The organism is Legionella adelaidensis (assembly GCF_900637865.1).
In the GTDB taxonomy this organism is placed as follows: Bacteria; Pseudomonadota; Gammaproteobacteria; order Legionellales; family Legionellaceae; genus Legionella_A; species Legionella_A adelaidensis.
The window spans coordinates 80572-103768 of sequence record NZ_LR134428.1; the positions used below are offsets into that span (position 1 = coordinate 80572).

Below are 23197 nucleotides of genomic sequence, written 5' to 3' on the forward strand. Positions count from 1 at the left end.
ATGGAAGATAAGGAACAACGGCTAAAAGCAACAGACCCCGCCTTTTCTTTTATAGTGCAAGCTCCCGCAGGTTCGGGCAAAACAGAAATATTAACGCAACGATACTTACGCTTATTAGCCACAGTTAAAAATCCTGAACAAATCCTCGCTTTAACTTTTACCCGGAAAGCAGCTAACGAAATGCGTGAGCGTATTTTGTTAGCTTTACGAAAAGCTGAGAAAAAAGAGGTTCCTCAATCTGCGCATCAAAAGATGACAATAGAGTATGCTCAAAGAATTTTAGAGTTAGATTATCGCTATAACTGGCAATTACTTAATAATCCCACTCGTCTCAATATTTTCACCATTGACGCGTTATGCCAAAAGATTACCTCCTCCATTCCTTTACAGGAAAAAACACTGCCTTTTGCAAACATTAGTGAAAGGCCTGACAAACAATATCGCTTGGCAGCGCGTGCTTGTTTGAATTATGCAGTAGAGAATACTCCTTATCATACCGCCATTAAAACATTGCTATTACATGTAGATAACAATCAAGAAAAATTAATAACGCTATTTTCACAATTATTATCGCATCGCGATCAATGGTTAAGCACACTTTATCAAGCCAAGTTACAACAAAAAACAGATTTTGAGAAAGCATTGGGGTTGATTGAAAGGCATGAGATAGCTCGCTTTTATGCAAGTATCCCTACGGATTGCCATGATGATTTAATGAGATTAGCGAGGAAAATGGCAGACCTGCAAGAAGATAATCAGTCGCCTGTATGTCTTTTGCAAGGTTGGACTTCTTTTCATAATTTAACGCAGGAACAAATTACTGGTTTGGCTCGCTTATTATTAACCAGCCAGGAAACCTTGCGCAAAAGTTTTGATCATCACGTGGGCTTAAAAAAAGCAAATTGTAATCCAAAGGATTATGAGGAAATCAAAAACGATAGTAAGTATTTATTAACGCGTTTAGAAGCATCTTCAGAGTTTCCTGGTGCTTTAGTACGCGTAAAAGATTTACCCGAACCACAATTTGAACCAAAGGATTGGCAAGTCTTACAAGCATTGTTACAAGTGCTTCCGTTACTAACCGCACACCTTTTTGTCGCTTTTCAAAAGGCCAATGAAATAGATTTTATCGAAGTGGCACAACAAGCGTTTTTAGCATTGGAACAAGACGGAAACCCAACTGATTTAGCACTTTATTGGGATAATCAAATTACCCATTTACTTGTTGACGAATTTCAAGATACCTCCATTTTACAATTTGAGTTGTTAGAGCGTTTATTACAAGGATGGGGAAATGATGAACGAACGGTATTTTTAGTAGGGGACCCAATGCAATCTATCTACCGTTTTCGCTCCGCGGAGGTGGGTTTATTTCTAAGAGCAAAAAAATACGGGATTGGCCCGGTTCAACCTCTTTTTTTGGAGTTAAAAACCAATTTCCGCTCTTCATCACTTATCGTGGATTGGATTAATAATCAATTCTCTACTATTTTTCCTTCCTTAGACGACATTGAGTCAGGAGCTATCTCCTATTCTGCCTCTTATTCACAGAAAGAAAGTGTAAGTAGTGTATGTGAAGCGTATTGCTATGAAAATAAAGAACAAGAGGCAGCCGGCATTTTAAATTGTATTACTAAAGAATTGGAGACCTATCCGCAATCTACCATTGCCATTTTAGTTCGCTCAAGAAACCAACTTGTGGAAATAATACGCTTACTGCGGCAAGCTGGAATACCGTTTCAAGGAGTTGAAATTGACTTATTGTCTAGCCTCCCTCATTTAAAAGACATATGGATTTTCACCCAAGCACTTTTGTACCCTACCAACCGGTTAATATGGTTATCTTTATTACGCAGTCCCTGGGTAGGAATGAGTCTTTTTGATCTACATTGTATTGCCAATTTCGACAAACAGAAATCTATCTATTTTGCTCTGGAAAATGCCCATGCGATTCAGGGCCTAAGCCAAGAAGGCATTTTACGTGCGCAATTTCTATTTCAAACTTTTCAGCAAGCCTTTTGTTACAGGTATCAAAAAAATTGTATAGCATGGATAGAAGAAACGCTTAATCATTTGCATCTTCAAAAGATATTAAGCCCCAGTGAACGAAATGATATTGAGCAATTTTGGTTATTATTGGAAAAATTTATCAATAAAGGCCAATTAGAGGATTTAGAAGGATTTCAACAAGCATTTAACTCACTTTATTCTAAAAAAGTCACCTTGTCCCGTTTGCAGGTTATGACTATTCATAAATCCAAAGGACTTGAATTCGACTGTGTTATTTTGCCAGGATTAAGTGCAAAAATGCAAAATCGCGATCGGCCTTTAATGCGCTGGTTAAAACTTCCCCATGAAGAAAAGGAGTTATTGCTATTATCTCCCGTCAAATCAAGCGAAGAGGATAATTCACTGCTTTATGACTACATAGGTAAACTGGAAGAGCAAAAAAACACTTATGAAACCCAACGCTTGTTATATGTGGCTGTGACCAGAGCGAAAAGCAGGCTCTATTTGTTTGATTATCAAGAAAAAGAAAGTGCTGGCTCTTTTCGTCATTTATTAAAAAAACAACCCTTTCAATCTTCTAGTGTAGAAACGGTAGGAGTTAGTACGGAGGTAACTCATAAACATTTACCTATTGAATGGTACAGCACGCCGCCAAAATCACCACCAGTGCAACTTTCACAAATTCATTTGGAAAATAGCGCGCCAATACCTCGCCTTTTCGGGAGCGCAACGCATGAAATATTACAATGGATTTGCGACAATCATCCTTACTCTGTGGAAGAGATCCCCTGGGAGCTATTCCAACATTTTTTAAAAACAGCAGGAGTTTCAGGAAATTTATTAGAAGAAGCCACGAAAAGCTTAATACAGCAAATAAGCAACCTTTTTCATTGCCCGATTGGCCGATGGATTACTCAGGCCCAAGCAGAAGAGTATAACGAACTGGAGCTTCTTTTAGAAAATAATGGAGAAATGATAACTCGCATAGTTGATAGAACGTTTATCAATGAAGGAAAACGTTGGGTAATAGATTTTAAAACGGGAACGCAAACAAATATCGAAAAGCATAAACAGCAGGTAAATGAATACGCGCTGTATCTTTCTAAACTATACACGGAACCCATTCATTGTGGTCTATATTATTTACAAAATAATAATTGGGTTAACTGGGAATTTATAAGGCAGGTGTAGTTTAAATCCTCTGTACATACAAAAAAAAAAATGGTTGCCCGCCTGCGCGGACATGACAGATTTTTTTGTCATGTAGAGGTTTAAATCAAATGCAGGTTGCGTTCACAAATAGGTGTAGCTATGATCTCTTATTTTATTATTCCCCATTCATGACTATAAAAACCAAAATTCAATCGCTTTTAGAAAGCAGCTTAAAAAACTCCTTGCATTTAAATGGTAACGAGCCTTCTTTCAAAACCATTGTCACGTTGGAAAATACCCAACTAACTATCAATCTTTGCTCGGAAATTCCTAAAGGGTTTTTAATAGAATCATTCATTCAAGATTTCAAAGCCGCTATATGCAAAGAATTTCCCCAGTATTCTATCGAAATAGGTTTGGATCAATTTATTAAAGCACATCGCACCCAATTACCCGGACAGGCACTCAGAGGGATTAAAAATACAATTGCCGTAGCTTCTGGTAAGGGAGGCGTGGGCAAATCTACTGTGGCTGTAAATCTTGCTATTGCTTTGGCCAAAGCTGGAGCGCGTGTGGGAATATTGGATGCCGATATTTACGGCCCGAGTATTCCAATTATGTTAGGCGGCCCTAAAGAAGTCTTGGTAAGTGGAGAGCACTATTTACCGGTTGAAGCTTGTGGGATTTATGCTATGTCCATTGGTTATTTGACGCAAGATGATCCCGCTTTAATTTGGCGCGGGCCTATGCTTGCCAAAGCATTGTTACAAATGATTAATATCACCCAGTGGGATGAGCTGGATTATTTATTTATAGATCTTCCTCCAGGTACAGGGGATATCCAGTTAAGTTTGGTACAAAAAATCCCGCTCACTGCAGCAATAATAGTAACCACTCCTCAAATGGTAGCGACAGCAGATGCCGAAAAAGCAATTAAAATGTTTGAAAAAACGAATATAGACGTACTAGGCCTTGTGGAAAATATGTCTCATTATCATTGTACCCACTGCGGACACGAAGACCATATTTTTGGGGCTGGCGGCGCTCGTAGGCTCAGTGAACGATTTAATTGTCCATTATTAGGGGAGCTTCCTTTAGAAACACAAGTAATGAGTCACTCTGATAAGGGTGAACCTATAGCATTTACTGAAAATGCTATAGCTTTGCCTTATTGGAAAACTGCATTTAATGTAAGTTTTCAGTTGAGTAAGAAACCTTTAAACTATGCGGATAAATTCCCTCCTATCGTGGTGGAATAAACAAGAGGTGTATATGTTCCTTCTCTATTTTTACGTTCCAGCTACGCATCTCGAGATAGTAAAAAATGCCATTTTTGCTGTCGGCGCAGGAACAATTGGGAATTACACCCATTGTTCGTGGGAAATAAAAGGCGAAGGGCAATTTATGCCCAAAGAAGGTAGTAATGCCTTTATTGGCACGGTTAATACTATAGAAAAAGTAATGGAATATAAGGTGGAGATGGTTTGTTCTGAAGAGGTGGTTAGAAAAGCAATACACGCTTTAAAAGAATCGCATCCTTATGAAACCCCTGCATATCAAATTATTCGTTGTGAGCAAATATAAATTCACTTATACAGAAATGCAGATATACAAGCGAACTGAAAAACCTGGTTGACTAGCAACCAGGTTACGATGATAAGCGCATTATTTAAAGCGCGGTGATTCCTCCGACACTGGTGGTTCCAACTCAAATTCTAGTCTAGGGCCCAGATTTTCATACTCTAATGTTCTCTGTTTTCGAAGGGCTTTCATAGCTCTCAAATCAACGTCGGCGCGCTCTTTAGCCGCAGTAACCAACGAATTTGAGTAAATTTGTAATTGCAAATTGGCTGGTAGTACTTGCACTGTTCGCAATATAATATGTGCTTATGTTAAACTATTCATTTCTGTGAGCTTCAACCACATGTCCGAAAATTACACAGCCGAAGCAATTGAAGTATTACACGGGCTTGAGCCGGTCCAGCGTCGTCCTGGAATGTATACTGATACCACAAGGCCCAATCATTTAGCCCAAGAAGTAATCGATAACAGTGTTGATGAAGTCTTAGCGGGGTTTGCCACTACAATCAAAGTCACTTTGCACGAAGACGGCTCCATTGAAGTAGAGGATAACGGCCGCGGTATGCCGGTGGACTTACACCCTCAACTCGGGTTGAGTGGTGTTGAAGTTATTATGACGCGTTTACACGCTGGGGCGAAATTTTCTGATAAAAACTATACTTTCTCCGGGGGCTTACATGGTGTAGGTGTTTCCGTGGTAAATGCTTTATCCGCCAAACTCGAAGTTTTTATTAAACGCAATGGAATTATTTATCAAATGGCTTTTGCGCATGGCGCAAAACAAATTGAGTTAAACGAAATAGGGCTCACAAAAAAAAGAGATACCGGTACGATTATCCGCTTTTGGCCAGAAGAAAAATATTTTGATTCCACGCGCGTTTCTATAAAACAATTAACCCATACTCTCCGTGCCAAAGCCGTCCTTTGTTCTGGTTTATCAATGACCTTTATAAACAAAATTACCAACGAAGAACTCCATTGGTGTTATGAGAAAGGGTTAGCAGATTATTTAAATCAATCAGTCCCGGTAGATTCACTTCCCGAAGAGCCTTTTACCGGTGAATTTAAAAGTGAAGAAACCATGGTTGATTGGGCTTTGGTATGGTCAGCAAATACAGCAGGCTCGGTTAACGAAAGTTATGTAAATTTAATTCCCACCATCCAAGGAGGAACCCATGTTAATGGGTTGCGCTCAGGCTTATTCGAAGCTTTGTCAGAGTTTTGTGAATTGCGTAATTTGATCCCGCGCGGAGTCAAGCTTGCAGCAGAAGATTTGTGGGACTCTTGCCAATATGTTTTATCGGTAAAAATGAAAGAGCCTCAGTTTGCCGGTCAAACCAAAGAACGTCTCAGTTCAAGACAAACTGCCGCTGTGGTGCATGCCGTTATTCGAGATGCGTTTGCCCTATGGCTTAACGAGCACCGTACCCAAGGTGAAGCAATTGCTACCATGGCCATTGAAAAGGCACAAAAACGGTTGCGTCAAGCCAAACAAGTGGCCCGAAAAAGAGTACATCAAGGTCCGGCATTGCCCGGAAAATTAGCAGATTGTTTACAGCAAGATTTAAGTCAGGCTGAATTATTCTTAGTAGAAGGCGACTCTGCAGGCGGCTCTGCCAAACAAGCCAGAAATAAAGACTTCCAGGCAATTTTACCTTTACGTGGAAAGATATTAAATGCTTGGGAAATTGACTCCAATCAAATTTTGGCTTCTCAGGAAATTCATGATATCTCCGTGGCAATAGGAATAGACCCGGGCTCGGCCGACTTGAGCAGTTTACGCTATGGCAAGATATGTATTCTTGCTGATGCCGATTCGGATGGCGCACATATTGCTACCCTTATTTGTGCGTTATTCCTAAGGCATTTTAAACCCCTGGTGCAAGCAGGCCATGTTTTTGTTGCCATGCCCCCTCTTTTTCGTATTGATGCAGGGAAAGAAGTACATTATGCCTTGGACAATGAGGAGAAAGATAAGTTAGTTGCTCAACTCACTAAAACTTACAAGGGTAAAATTAATGTTCAGCGTTTTAAAGGGTTGGGAGAAATGAATCCTTTGCAATTGCGGGAAACGACAATGAACCCTAACACCCGAAGGTTAGTACAACTGACACTAGAGGATGACGAATATACCATGTCTATTATGGATATGATGTTGGCTAAAAAAAGAGCTAATGATCGGAAGGTATGGTTAGAAGCAAAAGGAAATTTAGCCGAGGTCGGTTAATTATTGTTTTTTCACACTTACAGGTAATTGATCTGGGATAGGTTCATTATGGCCTGTATTGTCATTTGAGGGCGTTAAATCAATTACTGCTTTTGCTGCAGAGCCCTCAGAGTGGCTAAACATACCCACCTTGCTTGCACTCACTTGAGTATGTGCTGGAGATTTTACTTGCGCCCTCAGAGCAGGAGTTGACCCAGCGGCCGCAGTACTTTTAGCGTCTAATAATAAACCATCGATTAAGCTATGCCCTTCTCTCATGGGAGCCATTTCTAACGAGGTATCCAATGTCGGTTTAGTGCCTTTGGCTGCTTCTTCCTGTTCATATTTTTCAAATGTTTGTTCTAACTCTTCTTTTAAGCGATTTTCGCTATATTTGTTTAGCAATGTTTTAGCGAGGTACACCGCACCGATAGCAGCTACTGCAGCCACACTTAGGAAAATACCACCGGGTATGAAAGACCAGACAGCAATAATCCCTACCATGGCACCTGCACCACCGAGTGCAATAAATAAATTATTGCGTGCCTTTTTATATTCAAAATCTGCTCTTGCTTTTTCTTGTTTGTCAGCCAAAGAATCATCTGGATTTATCTTTCTCTCAGGAGAAGTTAATTTTAGCTTAATTAAATTAAAACTTTCTTTCAGGACATCAACTGAAGATGCAGCAACAAAAAGAATGGCTGCTACTGGATTAACGGAAACTGCTGCGGAAATAAGAACACTATAAGCCGCAACATTTAAAGCAGTACTTGCCGATAAAAAGAAATTATCCGTAAAACGTTGCATTACCGGGGTTTTAAAATCAAAAACGCTTTGATATAGCGTATAAAGACCCGTTGCAATGGTATATACAAGACCCACAACTGGGAAAAAGATGGCAGATCCCAAAAGGGCTTCAATCATGGGTAAATTATTTAGAAGGACGGGAGAAAGTGTCAGTATGCCTATTGCACCAATAGAAGTGACTGCAGCTATATTTTCCAATCTTTTATCTTTGCTATTTATTATGCGAATAAATTCATTAACTTGCGCGTTTTGTCTTTTAGTAATTTGTTGTAACTCAGAAAGGAATTCATAAAGTGTTATATTAGCGTTTTGAAAGCGCTCTTTTTTAATCTGATCTATATTTATTAATTTCAAGACTTCCTGTACAGCGGCGGCAATTTCAGCATCTTCATTAATTTTTTTAGTATGAAAATCACTGTAAATTTCGGCTAATTTGTTCCCATAGGCTGCTTTTAAATAGCTGGCTAAAGTGCGTTTGTTTTCGCCTTTTAAAAGTTCGCAAAAAAATTCTAATGTTTGAGTTATTCGTTTCATTACAATTCTGCCAATGTGAGACAATTTAAGTATATAAAACGGATATTAAGAAATTATTAAGCCATATTTTAAATGGTTTACCATTTCATCAAAGGTATAAGATTTGAATAATTATCAGTCCACACCATCTCTTCTGCTTTTGTTACAAAACTCCAATTTTGACGCATCATATGAAAGGCCAATTCCTCATTTTGCGTGAGTGCCACCCACTCCGATGAAAATTGACCACGCTTTAAATTTCCGGGATCTTTCTGATGCAACACAATTAAGTCGAGTCCTCTCCCTGCTCCCAAGACTACAGGTAACAAGTTTAGATGGCGATTACTAATATTGACTAAAATGACCCCCCCGGTGGTTATTTTCTGTTTGTAAATGGCAAAAGCTTCCTTCGTTAATAAATGAACAGGAATAGCATCTGAGTTGAATGCATCCAAAATCAGTGCATCAAACGTATTATTTGGCGTAGCTACAACAGCGAGTCTCCCATCTTCTTTAATAATATATTTTTGTGGAGGACAGTCTCGTAAATAGGTGAACAGTCGTGGAGTTTGTGCAATAGAAAGAACCTGCTCATCTACTTCTACTAAAGACAAACTGTCTTGTGCCCGAAATTGGCAAGCCATTAAACCAGTTCCTACACCTAAAATAATGCCCTTTATTTTTGGATTTTTTTCTTGTAACCATTTGATGGCGATAGCGGGAGGAGCATAATAAGCAATATCCCCTTGCGATATCTGATTTACCACTTGAAAACCATGTGCCGTGGATTGGCTCATTAAAATGTGCGTGCCTTCGTTATGAATGACTTGTTTTACTCCATAAAAATTACGTACTTGAATTAAATAGTCTCCCTTTTTAAACCAAGGCAAAAAGATGAATATAAATAAAAGGGTCATCCCTGTTAAAAAGCTGCGCTTGCTTTGTACCCATATAAATAAAACAGCCAGTGCGACCAGCTCTAAAACATGATAATTTTCCACCCATTTTAATAAAGCTACATCAGCCAAGAAATAATTTAGGATTATTAGAAAGGAAGCAATCGATACGCCTACCCATTCATTATTTCGCTTTTTTATAGGTATAGCCGACAAGGATAATAAGAATACCAAAGGGTATTCATACGCGTTGGAAAATAAATAGGAGGCGACAATCCCATTAAACAACCCCGCTAATAAACCTCCTAAAGCCAGACAGAAATAAAAAGTAGTTAAGGATTCTGGCTGGGGACGCGTTCTAACCAGCTCTCCATGACATAGCATAGCCATCATAAAAAAACTCGCCAGGTTGGCTAAAATAATTTGCCAGGCAATAATTTGGTTAGCCCCATACACAAATCCAATTAGAGGAAAAATAAGAAAAAATAGACTATTCCTAACCACCCACTCATGGCGTAGAACCGGCTTTTTTGAAAAGGTAATAATGAAAGAAAGCAAATACAAACTTAAAGGCAGCACCCAGAATAAAGGACTAGCCGCCACATCCGTACTAATATAAAAGGTTACCCCCATCATCAAACTACAAGGGAGAAAACTAAGCCAAATCCACTTGATTTTCTGACGTAAACTAATCGAGACGTGCTCTATCTTGATAACAGAATGGATGTGTGTAGGGAGTAAAAAAATTACCAATAATAAAAACAGATAGATGAAATATACTGTGTTCCAGAAATAAAATTGTTGGCTCACTGTATAAAAACGTTCGATTAACCAGGGATAACTTAGTAATGCAAGCAAACTTCCTGCGTTGCTAGCTGTATATAAATAATAAGGATTTGCACCGGGATTATTTTTAATTTTTACAAAAATAAATTGTAATAAAGGGGCAGAAGCGCCTAATAAAAATAAAGGTATACCTATTTGTTTTATTAAAACCGCTAATATAGAAAACTCAGGAAGATAATTTAATCGCTCAGGTATGAAATGAATAGGTAGATAAACCATACTGAGCACTACTAATCCAATATGAATGAGACGCCACACCTTATTTTTACATTTACTTAAAAACCATACGTAAGTATAAGAAAGCAATAACAATGTTTGGAAAAACAACATACATATTGTCCAAACCGACGGCGTCCCGCCGTAGATAGGAAGCAATATTTTGGCAACGACAGGCTGAATAATAAATAGTAATAATGCACTGCAAAAAAGAGAAAAAATAAATAGCGTACTAAGTGCCACAGTTATATAACGGGGTTGTCTGTAACTAGCAGTTTTAGCTATTTTTCGGCTCATGTCCTCGCCACAATCGATTAAGTTATCGGCTTTATACTTTGTCATTATCCCCCCGAATTCGGGTATTGAATTAAAAATCTGACTACTCAAATCGCATACAGGTTGACATTTTTCATCACACATACTATCAATGAAGAAGATGTCTTCATAATTACTTAAGGATTCTCAGCTAAAATTTACATAAGTCGGTGCATACCACCTCTTCCCTGGGATTTTTCAAATGACATATTGTAAGCATTTTATAGCAGGTATAAAGCAAATAAATTTTTCTCCGGAAACTGCATCGACATTAAGGGTGGCTTTGATCCAAAGTGCCCTCCTGGATCTCACTACCCAGCAAGAAGTAATTTCAAAAGAGCTAGCCCTATTGCCTGAGAGTATTCCTGAAAACACCAACGCCGATAAATTACTCCAGGAATATAAAGAAAAAAGAGCCGCCACAGTTCAAGGTATTGCTGAACAAATAGAAGATATAAAAACGGAGAATCCTACATTGGATTGGGAACAGCATATTGCCATTTCCCCTGATTTTATTATCCAATTTGCAGAGAATTTCAAAAACCTGCCCCATCTTGCTGAAACACTTAGTGATGCCCCTCCCGTTATTAAACAATGGCAAGCCCAAATCTTTGCTCATGTTTTATTTGGACTAAATAAAACAGAACAAGAAGAGCAACTGGCTACGTTAACGAGCGCTCAAATCAAAGATATGGTTGAGCAAGCAGTTCAAACCTATGACACCACCGAGGATTCGGAATTGCGTTCACAATGTCAGCAATTAGCCGAACTTGGCGTTTTTGCTATTATGGAAAGAGAGGCTGATAAGACTTCTTCAGTTGTTGATAGACGGCAAGGAATTATTAATTATGGTCAATTTTTACGTCATCTCAATGAACAATTACCAGAAACACACCAATCTGGCATTTTTCATAGTCTAGCTAATTACCATAACTCAGCGGGTAAAACACTTCTAACCCTCATTGAAAATGTTGCTGACAAATTGCAAGTAAACACCGCTAAAGATTGGAATGATGCAGACACCATTCAAGCCTTAAAGGATTTCAGCACGCTTTGCCATACCTTACGTTTTGGTCAAGAAGATCGGCAAGAATATATTAGTAAGCGTCAGGATAATATTGCCCTGGACTTATTTTGGGGTAGAAATATTCGCGATATTGAATTATTTACCAAACAAGGCGACTTAGGTAATTGGGTTTATCGACACATCGTAGAACGATTGGCTATTGCTAAATATGGTGCTATGTATACCGTAGCACCTGTTGAAACGGTAGGCTCTGGTAAAAAATTAAACCCTGTAGAACGTAAGCTTGAGATAGCTTTAGAGGTGGTAAAAAAAATGCGGGTAGATCCTCCACCTGCTGCTGACCTTCTTTCTCCCCCAAAGCAAAGGAAACCTGCAGCAGCGCACGCGTTAGCTTCTCCCAGCGCGGACGATACACCCAGTTCACCTCGCTCAATAAGCTCTTCGGTTTCCGCAAGCATTAGGGAAAAAATCTTTCCTTTAGGTGATTTAAAAACATCTAAACAATTTACTGCAAAATCAACTTATCGCACCAATGCTACTGATCTTATAAGAACAGCCATTAAAAATGAGTTTGACAAGCCAATTATCGAGACGGATCCCTCCGGACCCATTTCCATAACATTTTGTTCTCCCTCAGTAGATGAGGAAACCATACTGGATACTATCCTACATAGTGGTGGGTTTAATCAATCCGCTTATACTATAGTTCTTAGACTTATTCATGAGTCTCCGCCTCCTATGAAAAAAGTGTATACGGGCAGGACTCTCGAAGAAATTGCTAGAAAAATTGATTTCGATGGCGATACAACCTGCCGCCAAAAATTTATCGAAGCGAGAAAACAAATACTTTTGGATCAAGTAGAAGATATTTCCCAGTTAGGCCTCACTGCAAGCGATGAATTAATTTTACGAAAATTACTCGAAATAAATTTGGTAACGCCCTATATTCAGCCTTTATCCAGAGAGCTTTCTTTTGCGCTTGAGTTAATGGATCAAGGGAAATTCCAAGAAGCAGTAAAAGTCTCCGGGATTTCAGAAGCCATTGACGCTACCATGGCTCGAATGACGCAGGTCCGATTAGACGACATACCTCCCGATTTAAGAGTAATTTTTAACAAAGCATTAATATTGCAATCTAGCACGCAAGAGCGGCAAGAAAAATTAGCTCTCTTACATACTATCTTTGAATCAGATCAAAGTGACGATAAGAAAATTCACGCTTTAACAACTCTTTTTTTAGAAGAATACCATGCCATGTTACCAACACTTGGCCTCAGTGAAAGCGATTTGCCAAGAATTGAAAATGACATTACAGAAATGGCAAGAGACTTTGTTACTTTAAGTTCTCGCATTCATTCGGGCAAGCCCGTTTTGACGGATGATGAAAAAAATACCTATTTTAAGGCGATAAGCCAAGTTGCTCAACAATTAGGAACGCAAGATTTTAGCGATTTTCAATTTAAAATCACGCATTCAAAAAAGAGCCCAATCACGGTTACTTGTACACACAAAGATGGAAGAGAAATGCAGGTTATGCTTGATTTGGGAGATAAGACTTTACCTTACTCGCTTATTAAGCCAAAAGGTAATGCCGAATTTATTTTTTCATATGGCGGTAGCCGGGGGATTGTGGCGCCTTTTGCTGGACTGGAAGAAGCCTATATTGGCGCTGGCAAAGAGCAAAAGCGCTTTTTTACCCATAACCGTTTATTAGGTGTGGGCCAATATGGTTCGGTTAAGGAAGTTGAGGCTTTATTATCTGGATTAAATCAAGTCATCAAGAAAGGATATGTACCCGTTGCCGACCCCACCTTCCAAGAAAAAGCAAGAGAAGATTTAAGAACACGCCCTATAACGGCTCGTGATGATCCACTTTATCGGATTGAAAGTGATATCATGCAAAACCTTTCTGCTGCACAGTCCGCGAGTGGAAAAGCCCAAACTACGCAATATTGGATAACACCCGGAAAAGAGAAACCGAAAGGACAGCTTTTTACCGGTACAGGCCCGGTGCATGAGTATCAGATACTAATGGATAGAGCGCAAGGCGATACATATGCGGATATTGCCAATCGTCAATTAGTTAAATTTAGAAAAGATAGTATTGCCTATCATAATCCTCTTCAACGACCCTCTGCGAACCTGGAAACGGACTTGGAATCCAGGCTGCGTTTAGCAAAAGCTATCGTCAAAGAAACCCAAAGATTCGCGGGACTAGGCTTTGCCCATAATGATATTAAACCGGAAAATTTTCTCTACAATGGCAGCGAAGTAACATTTATTGACTGGGCAACTGGTGGCTTTCAACAAAAATATACTGCGCCCGATGCAGGTGAAGCAGATGTTGAAAAGATTTTTCAACAAATCTTTGGCAAAGATTTGCCTGCAAAAAAACAAGGTGAGGAAGTAACAGATGCGCAAGGTCGATTCGTAAAAAAAGTGGGCGTGGATATTTTTTATGGAATTAACCCGCACTTACAGGTACTTCATGGTGCACGGAATGGCACGCTTGCTTATATTGCCCCTAATTTAGTCTTGGGAACCGATCGTCGTAATATAAGTCTACCGCCCGGTATGCTAGGAATTGATACAATCTTGGATAATAGCGATCCGCGTATGGATAATTGGGCTCTCACCGCAATGACTTTTGGGATTTGCAATCGTCAAGCCTATTTTGAACTCGTTAAAGGACGTGCGGTTAATGATTATATTGTTCCTGATGTGCTTGAGGTGGACCAGGGTGTACCGCAGGGCTTAAAAATTATAAATGCGGAGAAATTTAATGAATTTTTCGCTTGTGGACGGGGTGACACAATTGATGTCCAAGAAGTTGTCCCTCCCGAAGTATACAGTAATCCACGTGCAGTTATGTACATTCCCTCTAATCAGCGCGAAGGGGAACCTTTACATCTTTACAGGCATTTAGTTGAATTACAAAGAAAATGCAGTACTAATCCTGTCGAATCGGATCTTAAAACGCAAATTCAAGCGAATATTGCTAAAGTATTACACGGTGTCCACACCGCAGTAGCTACCGGCGAAGGCTTAACCAAGGAAGAACTGAGTGCCAATTTAGATTTAGCCCAAAAATGTATAAGAGATTATCAAAAATTATTAGATCCTGATTATTTACAATCTTTAAAAGATACCGACCTCCTTACTACCGTTTTAGAGAAACATGCACATTCTGAGGAAGTTTCCTTAGGAAGCTTATTAGAAAAAAATGGCGTCCTTAGCGAATTAGAAATTATTGCAACACTACCCTCAACTGACGCGGAAAAAGATAAAGCCGAGGCTATTTTAAGGAAAGCTGTTAGCCCTCAAAAATTTGTTGACAAATTTATACCAGGCGGTCCTCTTTATAACTTATTAAAAGACATGATTGCCAAAGGGCAAAACCGCTTGGCAAATGTTTTATTGGAACAAGTCCAGGTGGAAAATCCGCATTTTGTTGCACAAGTAGCAGAACAAGGATTGCTTCATTTTGCTCTGGAAAGAGGATTCACTGATACTGCCAGGGGAATAGTAGAAGCCCTTACTAAAGCGGGGATGAAAGAAGAAGATATTTTTGCTTTAATGATGAAGGAATATGGGCCCAGGGAGAACCAACCTCATATTAAATGGGCAACTAATGCATTCCATATTGCTATTCGCAATAATAATAGTGAGCAACTGGATTTAATTTTAAAATACTTACCTCGTAGTAATGTGTATGATGAGCAAATTGCCCAAGCGATGCATTTATCTTCTATTTTTGGTAATGAAAAGCTTTTCAGCTCAATGCTAAGTGCTTACAATGCAGTCCATTCTAAAAATCCAATGACTGCCCATTCAATAATTAACATGCCTTTTTTACCGGACGATGTAACTGCTTACCATAATTTTTTAAAAGATGGTAAAACCAATACTGCTATTGCATGGAAAGAGCTCGAAGCAAGCCCTAAAGATGCGCATTCTTTTTTATTGACTGCACCAAAGGGTACTAATGCCTTCCCTGCTTTAATTACGGCGGCACATTCAAACTACGAAGGTCTTGATCGCTTATTACGTCTAGCCGAAGCAACCGGCTTTACTTCTGAGCAATGGAGCACTTTGTACAAACAAACGGATGAGAAGGGAAAAAACCTTTGTAACTATTTATTAGAGCAAAAACAATTTGGACGGTTAGAAAAACTATTATCTGCTATTCGAACCCAGTGTGGAGAAGAGGCCTCTGAAGTTCTCGTTGACTTATTTAGCAATCCGCATCCTGTAAATCCTCTTGCAAATTATTTGAACGCCCCCGGTATTTTTGATGAAAAGATAAAAGTCTTGCGCATGACTTTGGACAGTATTTCCTCTGATCACACTCGGGCAACTCCTACCGAGCAACAAGCGCGGGTTATCGCTTTATTAGTTAACCAACGCTGGTTAACAGAGCAAGCTAAAGAGGAAAACAATCACGCTGCTTTACGCGCTTTATTACAAAATGATGCAATAGCATTACCTTACATACAAGGAATGCTAGTTACCTTAAAAGATGGTATACAGGAAGATAATGTTGCTAAACAATTCTTCACCCGTCTTTTAGAAGAAGTTACACCTAAAGCTTCCCGGGTCGAGCATGCCAAGGTAAACCTTGAACTGGTAATGCCTGAAATTTTAAAGCAAGTGGCCATTCAACAACACGATTTTCCCGCTCTATTGAAAGCCTTTGCAAAACAAAGTGTAGGCACACTTCACGAACGTATAGTTCAACTAACCGAGCAAGTAAAATCTCTGGAATTAGAACTTGGTAAAGTTCATCCTCAACTACAAACGCATCAAGTAGAAGCGGAACGTCTTAGAATTGCCTATAAAAAAGCGCAAGCAGAATTGGAAGAAGCAAATGCCCAGGCTAAAGGTGCGCAAGATGAGTTAGCGAGGACGCGTTCAGACCATGCAGTGAAAGTTAGCCTTCTAGAAGGGAAAATACAGCAATTAACCCTACTTAAAGACGCCAATGCAGAGTTAGAAAGAGCAAAAGCTGCGCTTATTAAGGAAAATGAAGCCCATGCGGCAATGATCGGTAGATTACAAACTAAAGTTAGCCAAGGCGATGAACAAAATTCCCAACTGTTAGCGCAAATTGCAGAGCTACGGTTAAATTTAGCAAGCAGTGAAGCCGACGCAGTAAAACTACGATCGCAAATTAGTGGCTTTCAGAAACAACAAACCGAATTACTGCAGCGTATTGAGGGATTACAAGGAGTAGAAAAAGAAAAAGAAGAATTAGCTAAAAGATTACAAAGACAGCTGGAACATACTGAAACCGCTGAACATGAAGCCGTTAAATTAGCCAGCCAGTATGCTGCTTCTAAACAAATAAATGAACAACTAGAAAGTAGGGTAGCCCAGTTAATTCAGGCTAATTCCGAGATGGATTCCTCCCTAACCCTGGCTAAACGACAAATAGAATTATTACAGACGCAACTAGATGAAGCGACTGCATCAATAAAAATTCAAACTGCGAGGACACATAGTGCAGAAGAAGCATTAGCCTCCACCCGTGATGCGTTGACTAGAGCCGAACAACAAAATGCAGCGTTAGTCACCGAAGCCCAAAGGCTAACCCAAACGCATAAAGAAGAATTATCTCATGTTAGAGATACCCATACTACGCTGATAGAGCAATTAAAAGCGGAGCACCGTAATGCGTTGGAAGCGGAACAATCTAATTTAGCTTCCTCTCGTGGCGAAATAAGCAGATTGGAGCAATTGTTAGCGGAGCAAAAAGAGCAAATTAAAATTCAGCATGCCCGCTTTGACACGGTTTCTCATGCTGCACAATCAGCACAACTTAAATTATCAGCGACAGAAAGTGAGCTCACCACTGCCAGGGCAAAATTAGAAGAGCAGCAATCAGCCCTTGAAACATTACAAAGGGAACAAGCAAAAGAAGTAGCTAAGCTTAAAAGTGAAGCTAGCCAGGCACTGGAATCTCTTCGTGCGGAATATGAAGAAAGAATAGCACCTATTGAAGCCGAGCTACGAACCACCAAGCAGCAAATTAGTGAATTACAAAGTTCCCTAAGATCTACTAGCGACGAGCTTATGGCAAAAGAAGCTCGCATTGCAGAATTAAGAGCACAACTGGAGTCAGCAGCCTCCCTTCAAGCATCTACACAAGAAGAACTTGCTGCCGCACAAGCAGAAACCCGCGCTAAACAAGAAGAGCTGGTACGATTAGAAACAAAACGCCGAGAGGATTTGGCCAGTGCGCAACGCGCCAAAGAGGATGAAATTGCCTCTTTAAATGCAGACCATGCCAGCCGAGTAGAAGAACTCGCTGCCCAACAAGCCACTACGGAAACAGAAAAACGCCGGTTACAAAAAGCTTTAGACGCCTTACAAGTCGAACTGCGAAGAAGCCTTGATGAAGCAGAAAGAAACAATACTGAAACAATACAACGATTAGAAACACGGCATCAAGAAACCCTTACCCCTCTTAGAGCTGCCTTGGATGAAAAACAAGAACAAGTCACCTCTTTACAACAACGTTTAGACGCTAGCATACAAGGTAATACTGAGAGTCTCGAGCAAATTGAAGCGCTAAGAGCACAACTGGAGTCAACAGCTTCCCTTCAAGCATCTACACAAGAAGAACTTGCTGCCGCACAAGCAGAAATCCGCGCTAAACAAGAAGAGCTGGTACGATTAGAAACAAAACGCCGAGAAGATTTGGCCAGTGCGCAACGCGCCAAAGAGGATGAAATCGCCTCTTTAAATGCAGACCATACCAGCCGAGTAGAAGAACTCGCTGCCCAACAAGCCACTACGGAAACAGAAAAACGCCAGTTACAAAAAGCTTTAGACGCCTTACAAGTCGAACTGCGAAGAAGCCTTGATGAAGCAGAAAGAAACAATACTGAAACAATACAACGATTAGAAACACGGCATCAAGAAACCCTTACCCCTCTTAGAGCTGCCTTGGATGAAAAGCAAGAACAAGTCACCTCTTTACAACAACGTTTAGACGCTAGCATACAAGGTAATACTGAGAGTCTCGAGCAAATTGAAGCGCTAAGAGCACAACTGGAATCAACAGCTTCCCTTCAAGCATCTACACAAGAAGAACTTGCTGCCGCACAAGCAGAAACCCGCGCTAAACAAGAAGAGCTGGTACGATTAGAAACAAAACGCCGAGAAGATTTGGCCAGTGCGCAACGCGCCAAAGAGGATGAAATTGCCTCTTTAAATGCAGATCATGCCGCCCGCGTAGAAGAGCTCGCTGCCCAACAAGCCACTACGGAAGCGGAAAGACAACAGTTACAAGCAGACTTGGAAGCCTTGCAAGCCGAATTGCAAACAAGGCTGCAAGAAGCCGAAAGAAACAGTGCTGAAGCATTACAACGATTAGAAGCTCAGCATCAAGAAACCCTTACCCCTCTTAGAGCTGCCTTGGATGAAAAGCAAGAACAAGTCAGTTCTTTACAACAACGTTTAGATGCGAGCCTGAGGGATAATGCTGCTAAACAAGCTCAAATAGAGCAATTAAGCGCACAACTCGATGCAGCATCTTCTCTTCAAGCTACTACACGAGGAGAACTTGAAGCCGCACAAGCAGAAACCCGCGCCAAGCAGCAAGAACTCGAACGGTTAGAAGCGCAGCGCCAGGAAGAATTAACCAGTGCGCAACGCGCCAAAGAGGATGAAATTGCCTCTTTAAATGCAGGCCATGCCGCCCGCGTAGAAGAGCTCGCTACCCAACAGGCCACTACGGAAGCGGAAAGACAACAGTTACAAGCAGACTTGGAAGCCTTGCAAGCCGAATTGCAAACAAGGCTGCAAGAAGCCGAAAGAAACAGTGCTGAAGCATTACAACGATTAGAAGCTCAGCATCAAGAAACCCTTACCCCTCTTAGAGCTGCTTTGGATGAAAAGCAAGAACAAGTCAGTTCTTTACAACAACGTTTAGATGCGAGCCTGAGGGATAATGCTGCTAAACAAGCTCAAATAGAGCAATTAAGCGCACAACTCGATGCAGCATCTTCTCTTCAAGCTACTACACGAGGAGAACTTGAAGCCGCACAAGCAGAAACCCGCGCCAAGCAGCAAGAACTCGAACGGTTAGAAGCGCAGCGCCAGGAAGAATTAGCCAGTGCGCAACGCGCCAAAGAGACTGAAATCGCCTCTTTAAATGCAGAACACGCCAGTAGAGTAGAAGAACTGGCTGTTCAAAATGCTACTACGGAAGCGGAAAGACAACAGTTACAAGCAGACTTGGAAGCCTTGCAAGCCGAATTGCAAACAAGGCTGCAAGAAGCCGAAAGAAACAGTGCTGAAGCATTACAACGATTAGAAACACGGCATCAAGAAACCCTTACCCCTCTTAGAGCTGCCTTGGATGAAAAACAAGAACAAGTCACCTCTTTACAACAACGTTTAGACGCTAGCATACAAGGTAATACTGAGAGTCTCGAGCAAATTGAAGCGCTAAGAGCACAACTGGAGTCAGCAGCTTCCCTTCAAGCATCTACACAAGAAGAACTTGCTGCCGCACAAGCAGAAACCCGCGCCAAGCAGCAAGAACTGGCACACTTAGAAACACAGCGCCAGGTAGATCTTGCCGCAGTGAGAAGAGAAGCCGAGCGCCAAACTGCTGAGCTTATGGCTAGTCATCAAGAGGAAGTGGATTCTTTACGCCAAGAATTGGCAGATACAAGAAGTACGGTTGAAACTTTACAAGCAAGAGTAGAAACCCAATCAGCCCTTCTTGAAAGTAAAAATCAACGCATCACTGAATTAACTCATGAACTTGCGCAATCACGCAAACAACAGAGTGATGCGACTCGGGCGTTACTTGAACAGCGAGAAGAAACAGCTAATCTCCTTACTCAACTAGACGCGCTCAAAGAACGTCACGAAGCTGAATTAACCAGGGAAATAGAAAAGTACCAACGAACAATCGAAGGCTTACAAGCTGATCAAGTCAGAGAGCGCACTGAATTACAGGAAAAGTTAGCAATTGCTGAACAGAGCGTTTTAGATCTACAGCAATCCCTACTACAACAGCAAACAACCATTGATGAACAAGCCGCATTGCTCAAGTTACAAGAAGAAAGAATCGCTGACTTACTTACTCAAAATCAAGGCTTACAAGATCAATTGCATACATTGAGAGACTCTTCAGCTGAAGAAAGAGAGCAATTAGAGGTTGCGCTAAGGGAACAAAAAGCCGAAGCTTCCTGGCTTTCTGACTCATTAACAGAACTTAGAGGAACCCTTGAGGTACTTGATCAAGAGCGTTTAAGAGAAAAGCATGCAAACCAAGACTTACTCGCCCGAAATCAAGATTTACACCAACAATTGACAGCCCTAAATCAAGACGCTTTGCATAACAAACAGGCTTTAATGGAAAATCTTTTGCAAGGATTTGCTGAAACTTTAGAAAAGGCAGCAAATATAAAGAATAAACCTGAATTTGGTGTTCTGGAATTACTTCATGAAAAAATTACAAAATTTGACGCACGAGTTACAAAGCTTAATCAGCAATGGGATAAAGTAGATCCAACCTTTACCAATGAAACTTTTACAGACTATTTAAGAAAATACCAACAAATTCATGCAGAATGGGAAGCTCAGCTCAAATTGTTACAACAACAAAAAGAAAAACAAGAAGCAGATGCTCTAAGGGCAGCAGAGGAAGAGGAACGTGCCAGGGCCGAAGCACCTAAAGGAAAAGCAAAACCTGCTGAAGATGCTCGTATTGAGACACCACCAGTTGACCAGCCTGTGCCAAAGATGTCTTCTATGCGAATTTACGCTTTATTACAAAGAAGCATATCTAGAGAATACCATAATGAGCATCTTAACCCTGATGCGGATCATGAAAACGAAATAATTCTTACAGTAAATGCTACTACTTTAACCGAACCTGAATTAGAGGACTTCTGTGAAAAAGGGCTCCGAGTTGAAGCACCGACTGGTCATAAATATATTTTTAGTTATAAAGATGATATTCCTAGAGCAGTTTTAACAGAAAGTGGTGCTAAACAAAAACCAGACGAACCTCCGGCTAAATATCAACAACGCTTAGCGGGCACTATCATTAATATGATTGATAATGTTTTAAGTAAGGGTACGGAAGTAAAAATCAACACAAGAGACCCTTTTGTTGCTAAAATCGCTGAACAATATATTGCTCACTTGAAAACGACTGGCTTAATGATAACCGAATCCGCGGTGAATCTTAAACAACCTGCTACCCCGGATAATAAAGAAGCAAAAGAGAGAGCGGCTCAAGAAATTTTTGAGGGATTCAAGGGCAAACAACTGTCGGCTGCTAACATTACCAGCTCAGAATGGTATAAGGCTGCGATGGAAATCAGGAAAACAATTTCTGAGCCGCACCCTGAGCCATCCGCACGCTCGTTAGATCGATAAATTAATCGTACAGGGAGGTATAATGCTTTTTAAAAGTTTTTCAATTTTTTTTATTTGTATTAATAGCTTTGCAGCTACCACGACTTTAGAAGATAAAATTACCCTTCCTCTCTCCTACTATGCGGAGCTTGGTGTCTACACAACACCTATTCATGTTGGTAAAACCAACGCCCAGCCCATTGAAGCTATCATAGACACCGGAAGTTCAAGTTTGGTTTTTGTTGGAAGTCCCGAAATTTGTCCTACTTGCAAGAATGAAATTACCAAAGGCTCTGTGAATCCCGATGCTTTGCAACAAGGTGAAACCAAAAAAACTATTAACCTTACCTACGGCTCTGCCAATGATAAAGCACTCGAGTTTTTGACCCCCCTCACCTTTGGAGCAGAAGGTAAGGGGCAAACCAAAATGAAAGTTTTTGTCTTAAAAGATAGTACCCAGCCCTCCAGTATTATGGGACTAATTCACTATAATTTGCGTGAAGATCAAGTGGATTTTGTTCCATTTTTATTACAGGTAACGGAAAATTTTAACAAATTTTCTGATCTGACTTTCATATTATGTGCTGATAAAGGAAAAAGCGCTTTACATATAGGCTCTTATAAAATGAAAGAACCTCCCATGCTCGTGAGTACCAGAGTCCCAAGCAAGTTCTATGAAATTCATACTTCCGGCTTTTATGATAAACAGGGAAAGCCTATCATAAAAACGGCTGATAAATTTGAAGGCGCTATTATAGATACGGGTACAGGAGGATTTATTGTTTTAGATCCTGAATTATTTACACCTTTACACCAATATATTTTTCAACATGCGGGTGCCGCTAATGACAAGTTGGATGAAAAATTTTGGAATGAAAATTATTGCATAATAAAAAAAGACGTCAATTTTTCAGCCTTTCCTACCGTTCAAATAGGTTTTGAAAACGCAAAAACAAATCAGGTAAGTTTTTTAAAGTTAGATCCCAAAACATACCTCAATCGCGCTGGCTGTGATGAAGGTTATGTAAGGTTAGTTTTCACGAAAGGGTTACCTCCCGCTCACCCGACAGCTTTGAGAAACCACCACGAAAGAAAAGCACAAGGAGCCACCCCCGCAATGATTATTGGGACTTCCTTACTTAGCGATTATGCAATGCAAATTCATTTTAAAGATAACCCACGTATTGAGTTTTATGATAATAAGTCTTTGTGCCATATGTAGGAACGCAGGTTGGGCCCACCGGC

8 protein-coding genes are annotated in these 23197 nt (G+C 40.3%); 6 read left to right on the forward strand and 2 right to left on the reverse strand.

Features of this window, described 5'->3' with window-relative positions:
• The 4 genes from EL206_RS06315 to parE all read left to right on the forward strand — a co-directional run bounded on the left by EL206_RS06315 (position 1) and on the right by parE (position 6970).
• A complete protein-coding gene (locus tag EL206_RS06315) occupies positions 1 to 3201 on the forward strand; it encodes a UvrD-helicase domain-containing protein (protein WP_058462830.1) in 3201 nt (1066 codons plus the stop codon).
• A gap of 149 nt (positions 3202 to 3350) precedes the next feature.
• Positions 3351 to 4421, forward strand: coding sequence for an Mrp/NBP35 family ATP-binding protein (locus EL206_RS06320; RefSeq protein WP_058462831.1), 1071 nt, complete (start codon positions 3351 to 3353; stop codon positions 4419 to 4421).
• A 13-nt stretch (positions 4422 to 4434) separates the two neighbouring features.
• Complete coding sequence (locus EL206_RS06325) at positions 4435 to 4746, forward strand: YqfO family protein (protein ID WP_058462832.1); 312 nt, start codon at positions 4435 to 4437, stop codon at positions 4744 to 4746.
• A 340-nt stretch (positions 4747 to 5086) separates the two neighbouring features.
• A complete protein-coding gene (parE, locus tag EL206_RS06330) occupies positions 5087 to 6970 on the forward strand; it encodes a DNA topoisomerase IV subunit B (protein ID WP_058462834.1) in 1884 nt (627 codons plus the stop codon).
• Here parE and EL206_RS06335 read toward each other — a convergent pair whose 3' ends face one another.
• Both EL206_RS06335 and EL206_RS06340 read right to left on the reverse strand, forming a co-directional pair.
• Positions 6971 to 8290, reverse strand: a complete 1320-nt coding sequence (locus EL206_RS06335; RefSeq protein WP_058462835.1) for a hypothetical protein — start codon at positions 8288 to 8290, stop codon at positions 6971 to 6973.
• A gap of 77 nt (positions 8291 to 8367) precedes the next feature.
• On the reverse strand, positions 8368 to 10569 hold the full coding sequence (locus tag EL206_RS06340; protein WP_232048530.1) for a spermidine synthase: 2202 nt from the start codon (positions 10567 to 10569) through the stop codon (positions 8368 to 8370).
• Positions 10570 to 10744: 175 nt separating this feature from the next.
• Here EL206_RS06340 and EL206_RS06345 point away from each other — a divergent pair, with 175 nt between their 5' ends.
• Both EL206_RS06345 and EL206_RS06350 read left to right on the forward strand, forming a co-directional pair.
• Positions 10745 to 21973 carry a hypothetical protein gene (locus EL206_RS06345; protein ID WP_141117166.1) on the forward strand — a complete coding sequence of 3743 codons (11229 nt, stop codon included), beginning with the start codon at positions 10745 to 10747 and terminating at the stop codon, positions 21971 to 21973.
• A gap of 22 nt (positions 21974 to 21995) precedes the next feature.
• On the forward strand, positions 21996 to 23174 hold the full coding sequence (locus tag EL206_RS06350) for a pepsin/retropepsin-like aspartic protease family protein (protein WP_058461831.1): 1179 nt from the start codon (positions 21996 to 21998) through the stop codon (positions 23172 to 23174).
• Positions 23175 to 23197 lie beyond the last annotated feature (23 nt).

Excerpts from the sequence above, each read along its gene's own strand:
- parE (WP_058462834.1), top strand. The coding sequence starts at position 5,087 with ATGTCCGAAAATTACACAGCCGAAGCAATTGAAGTATTACACGGGCTT.
- EL206_RS06315 (WP_058462830.1), top strand. The coding sequence starts at position 1 with ATGGAAGATAAGGAACAACGGCTAAAAGCAACAGACCCCGCCTTTTCT.
- EL206_RS06345 (WP_141117166.1), top strand. The coding sequence starts at position 10,745 with ATGACATATTGTAAGCATTTTATAGCAGGTATAAAGCAAATAAATTTT.
- EL206_RS06350 (WP_058461831.1), top strand. The coding sequence starts at position 21,996 with ATGCTTTTTAAAAGTTTTTCAATTTTTTTTATTTGTATTAATAGCTTT.
- EL206_RS06335 (WP_058462835.1), bottom strand. The coding sequence starts at position 8,290 with ATGAAACGAATAACTCAAACATTAGAATTTTTTTGCGAACTTTTAAAA.
- EL206_RS06320 (WP_058462831.1), top strand. The coding sequence starts at position 3,351 with ATGACTATAAAAACCAAAATTCAATCGCTTTTAGAAAGCAGCTTAAAA.
- EL206_RS06325 (WP_058462832.1), top strand. The coding sequence starts at position 4,435 with ATGTTCCTTCTCTATTTTTACGTTCCAGCTACGCATCTCGAGATAGTA.
- EL206_RS06340 (WP_232048530.1), bottom strand. The coding sequence starts at position 10,569 with ATGACAAAGTATAAAGCCGATAACTTAATCGATTGTGGCGAGGACATG.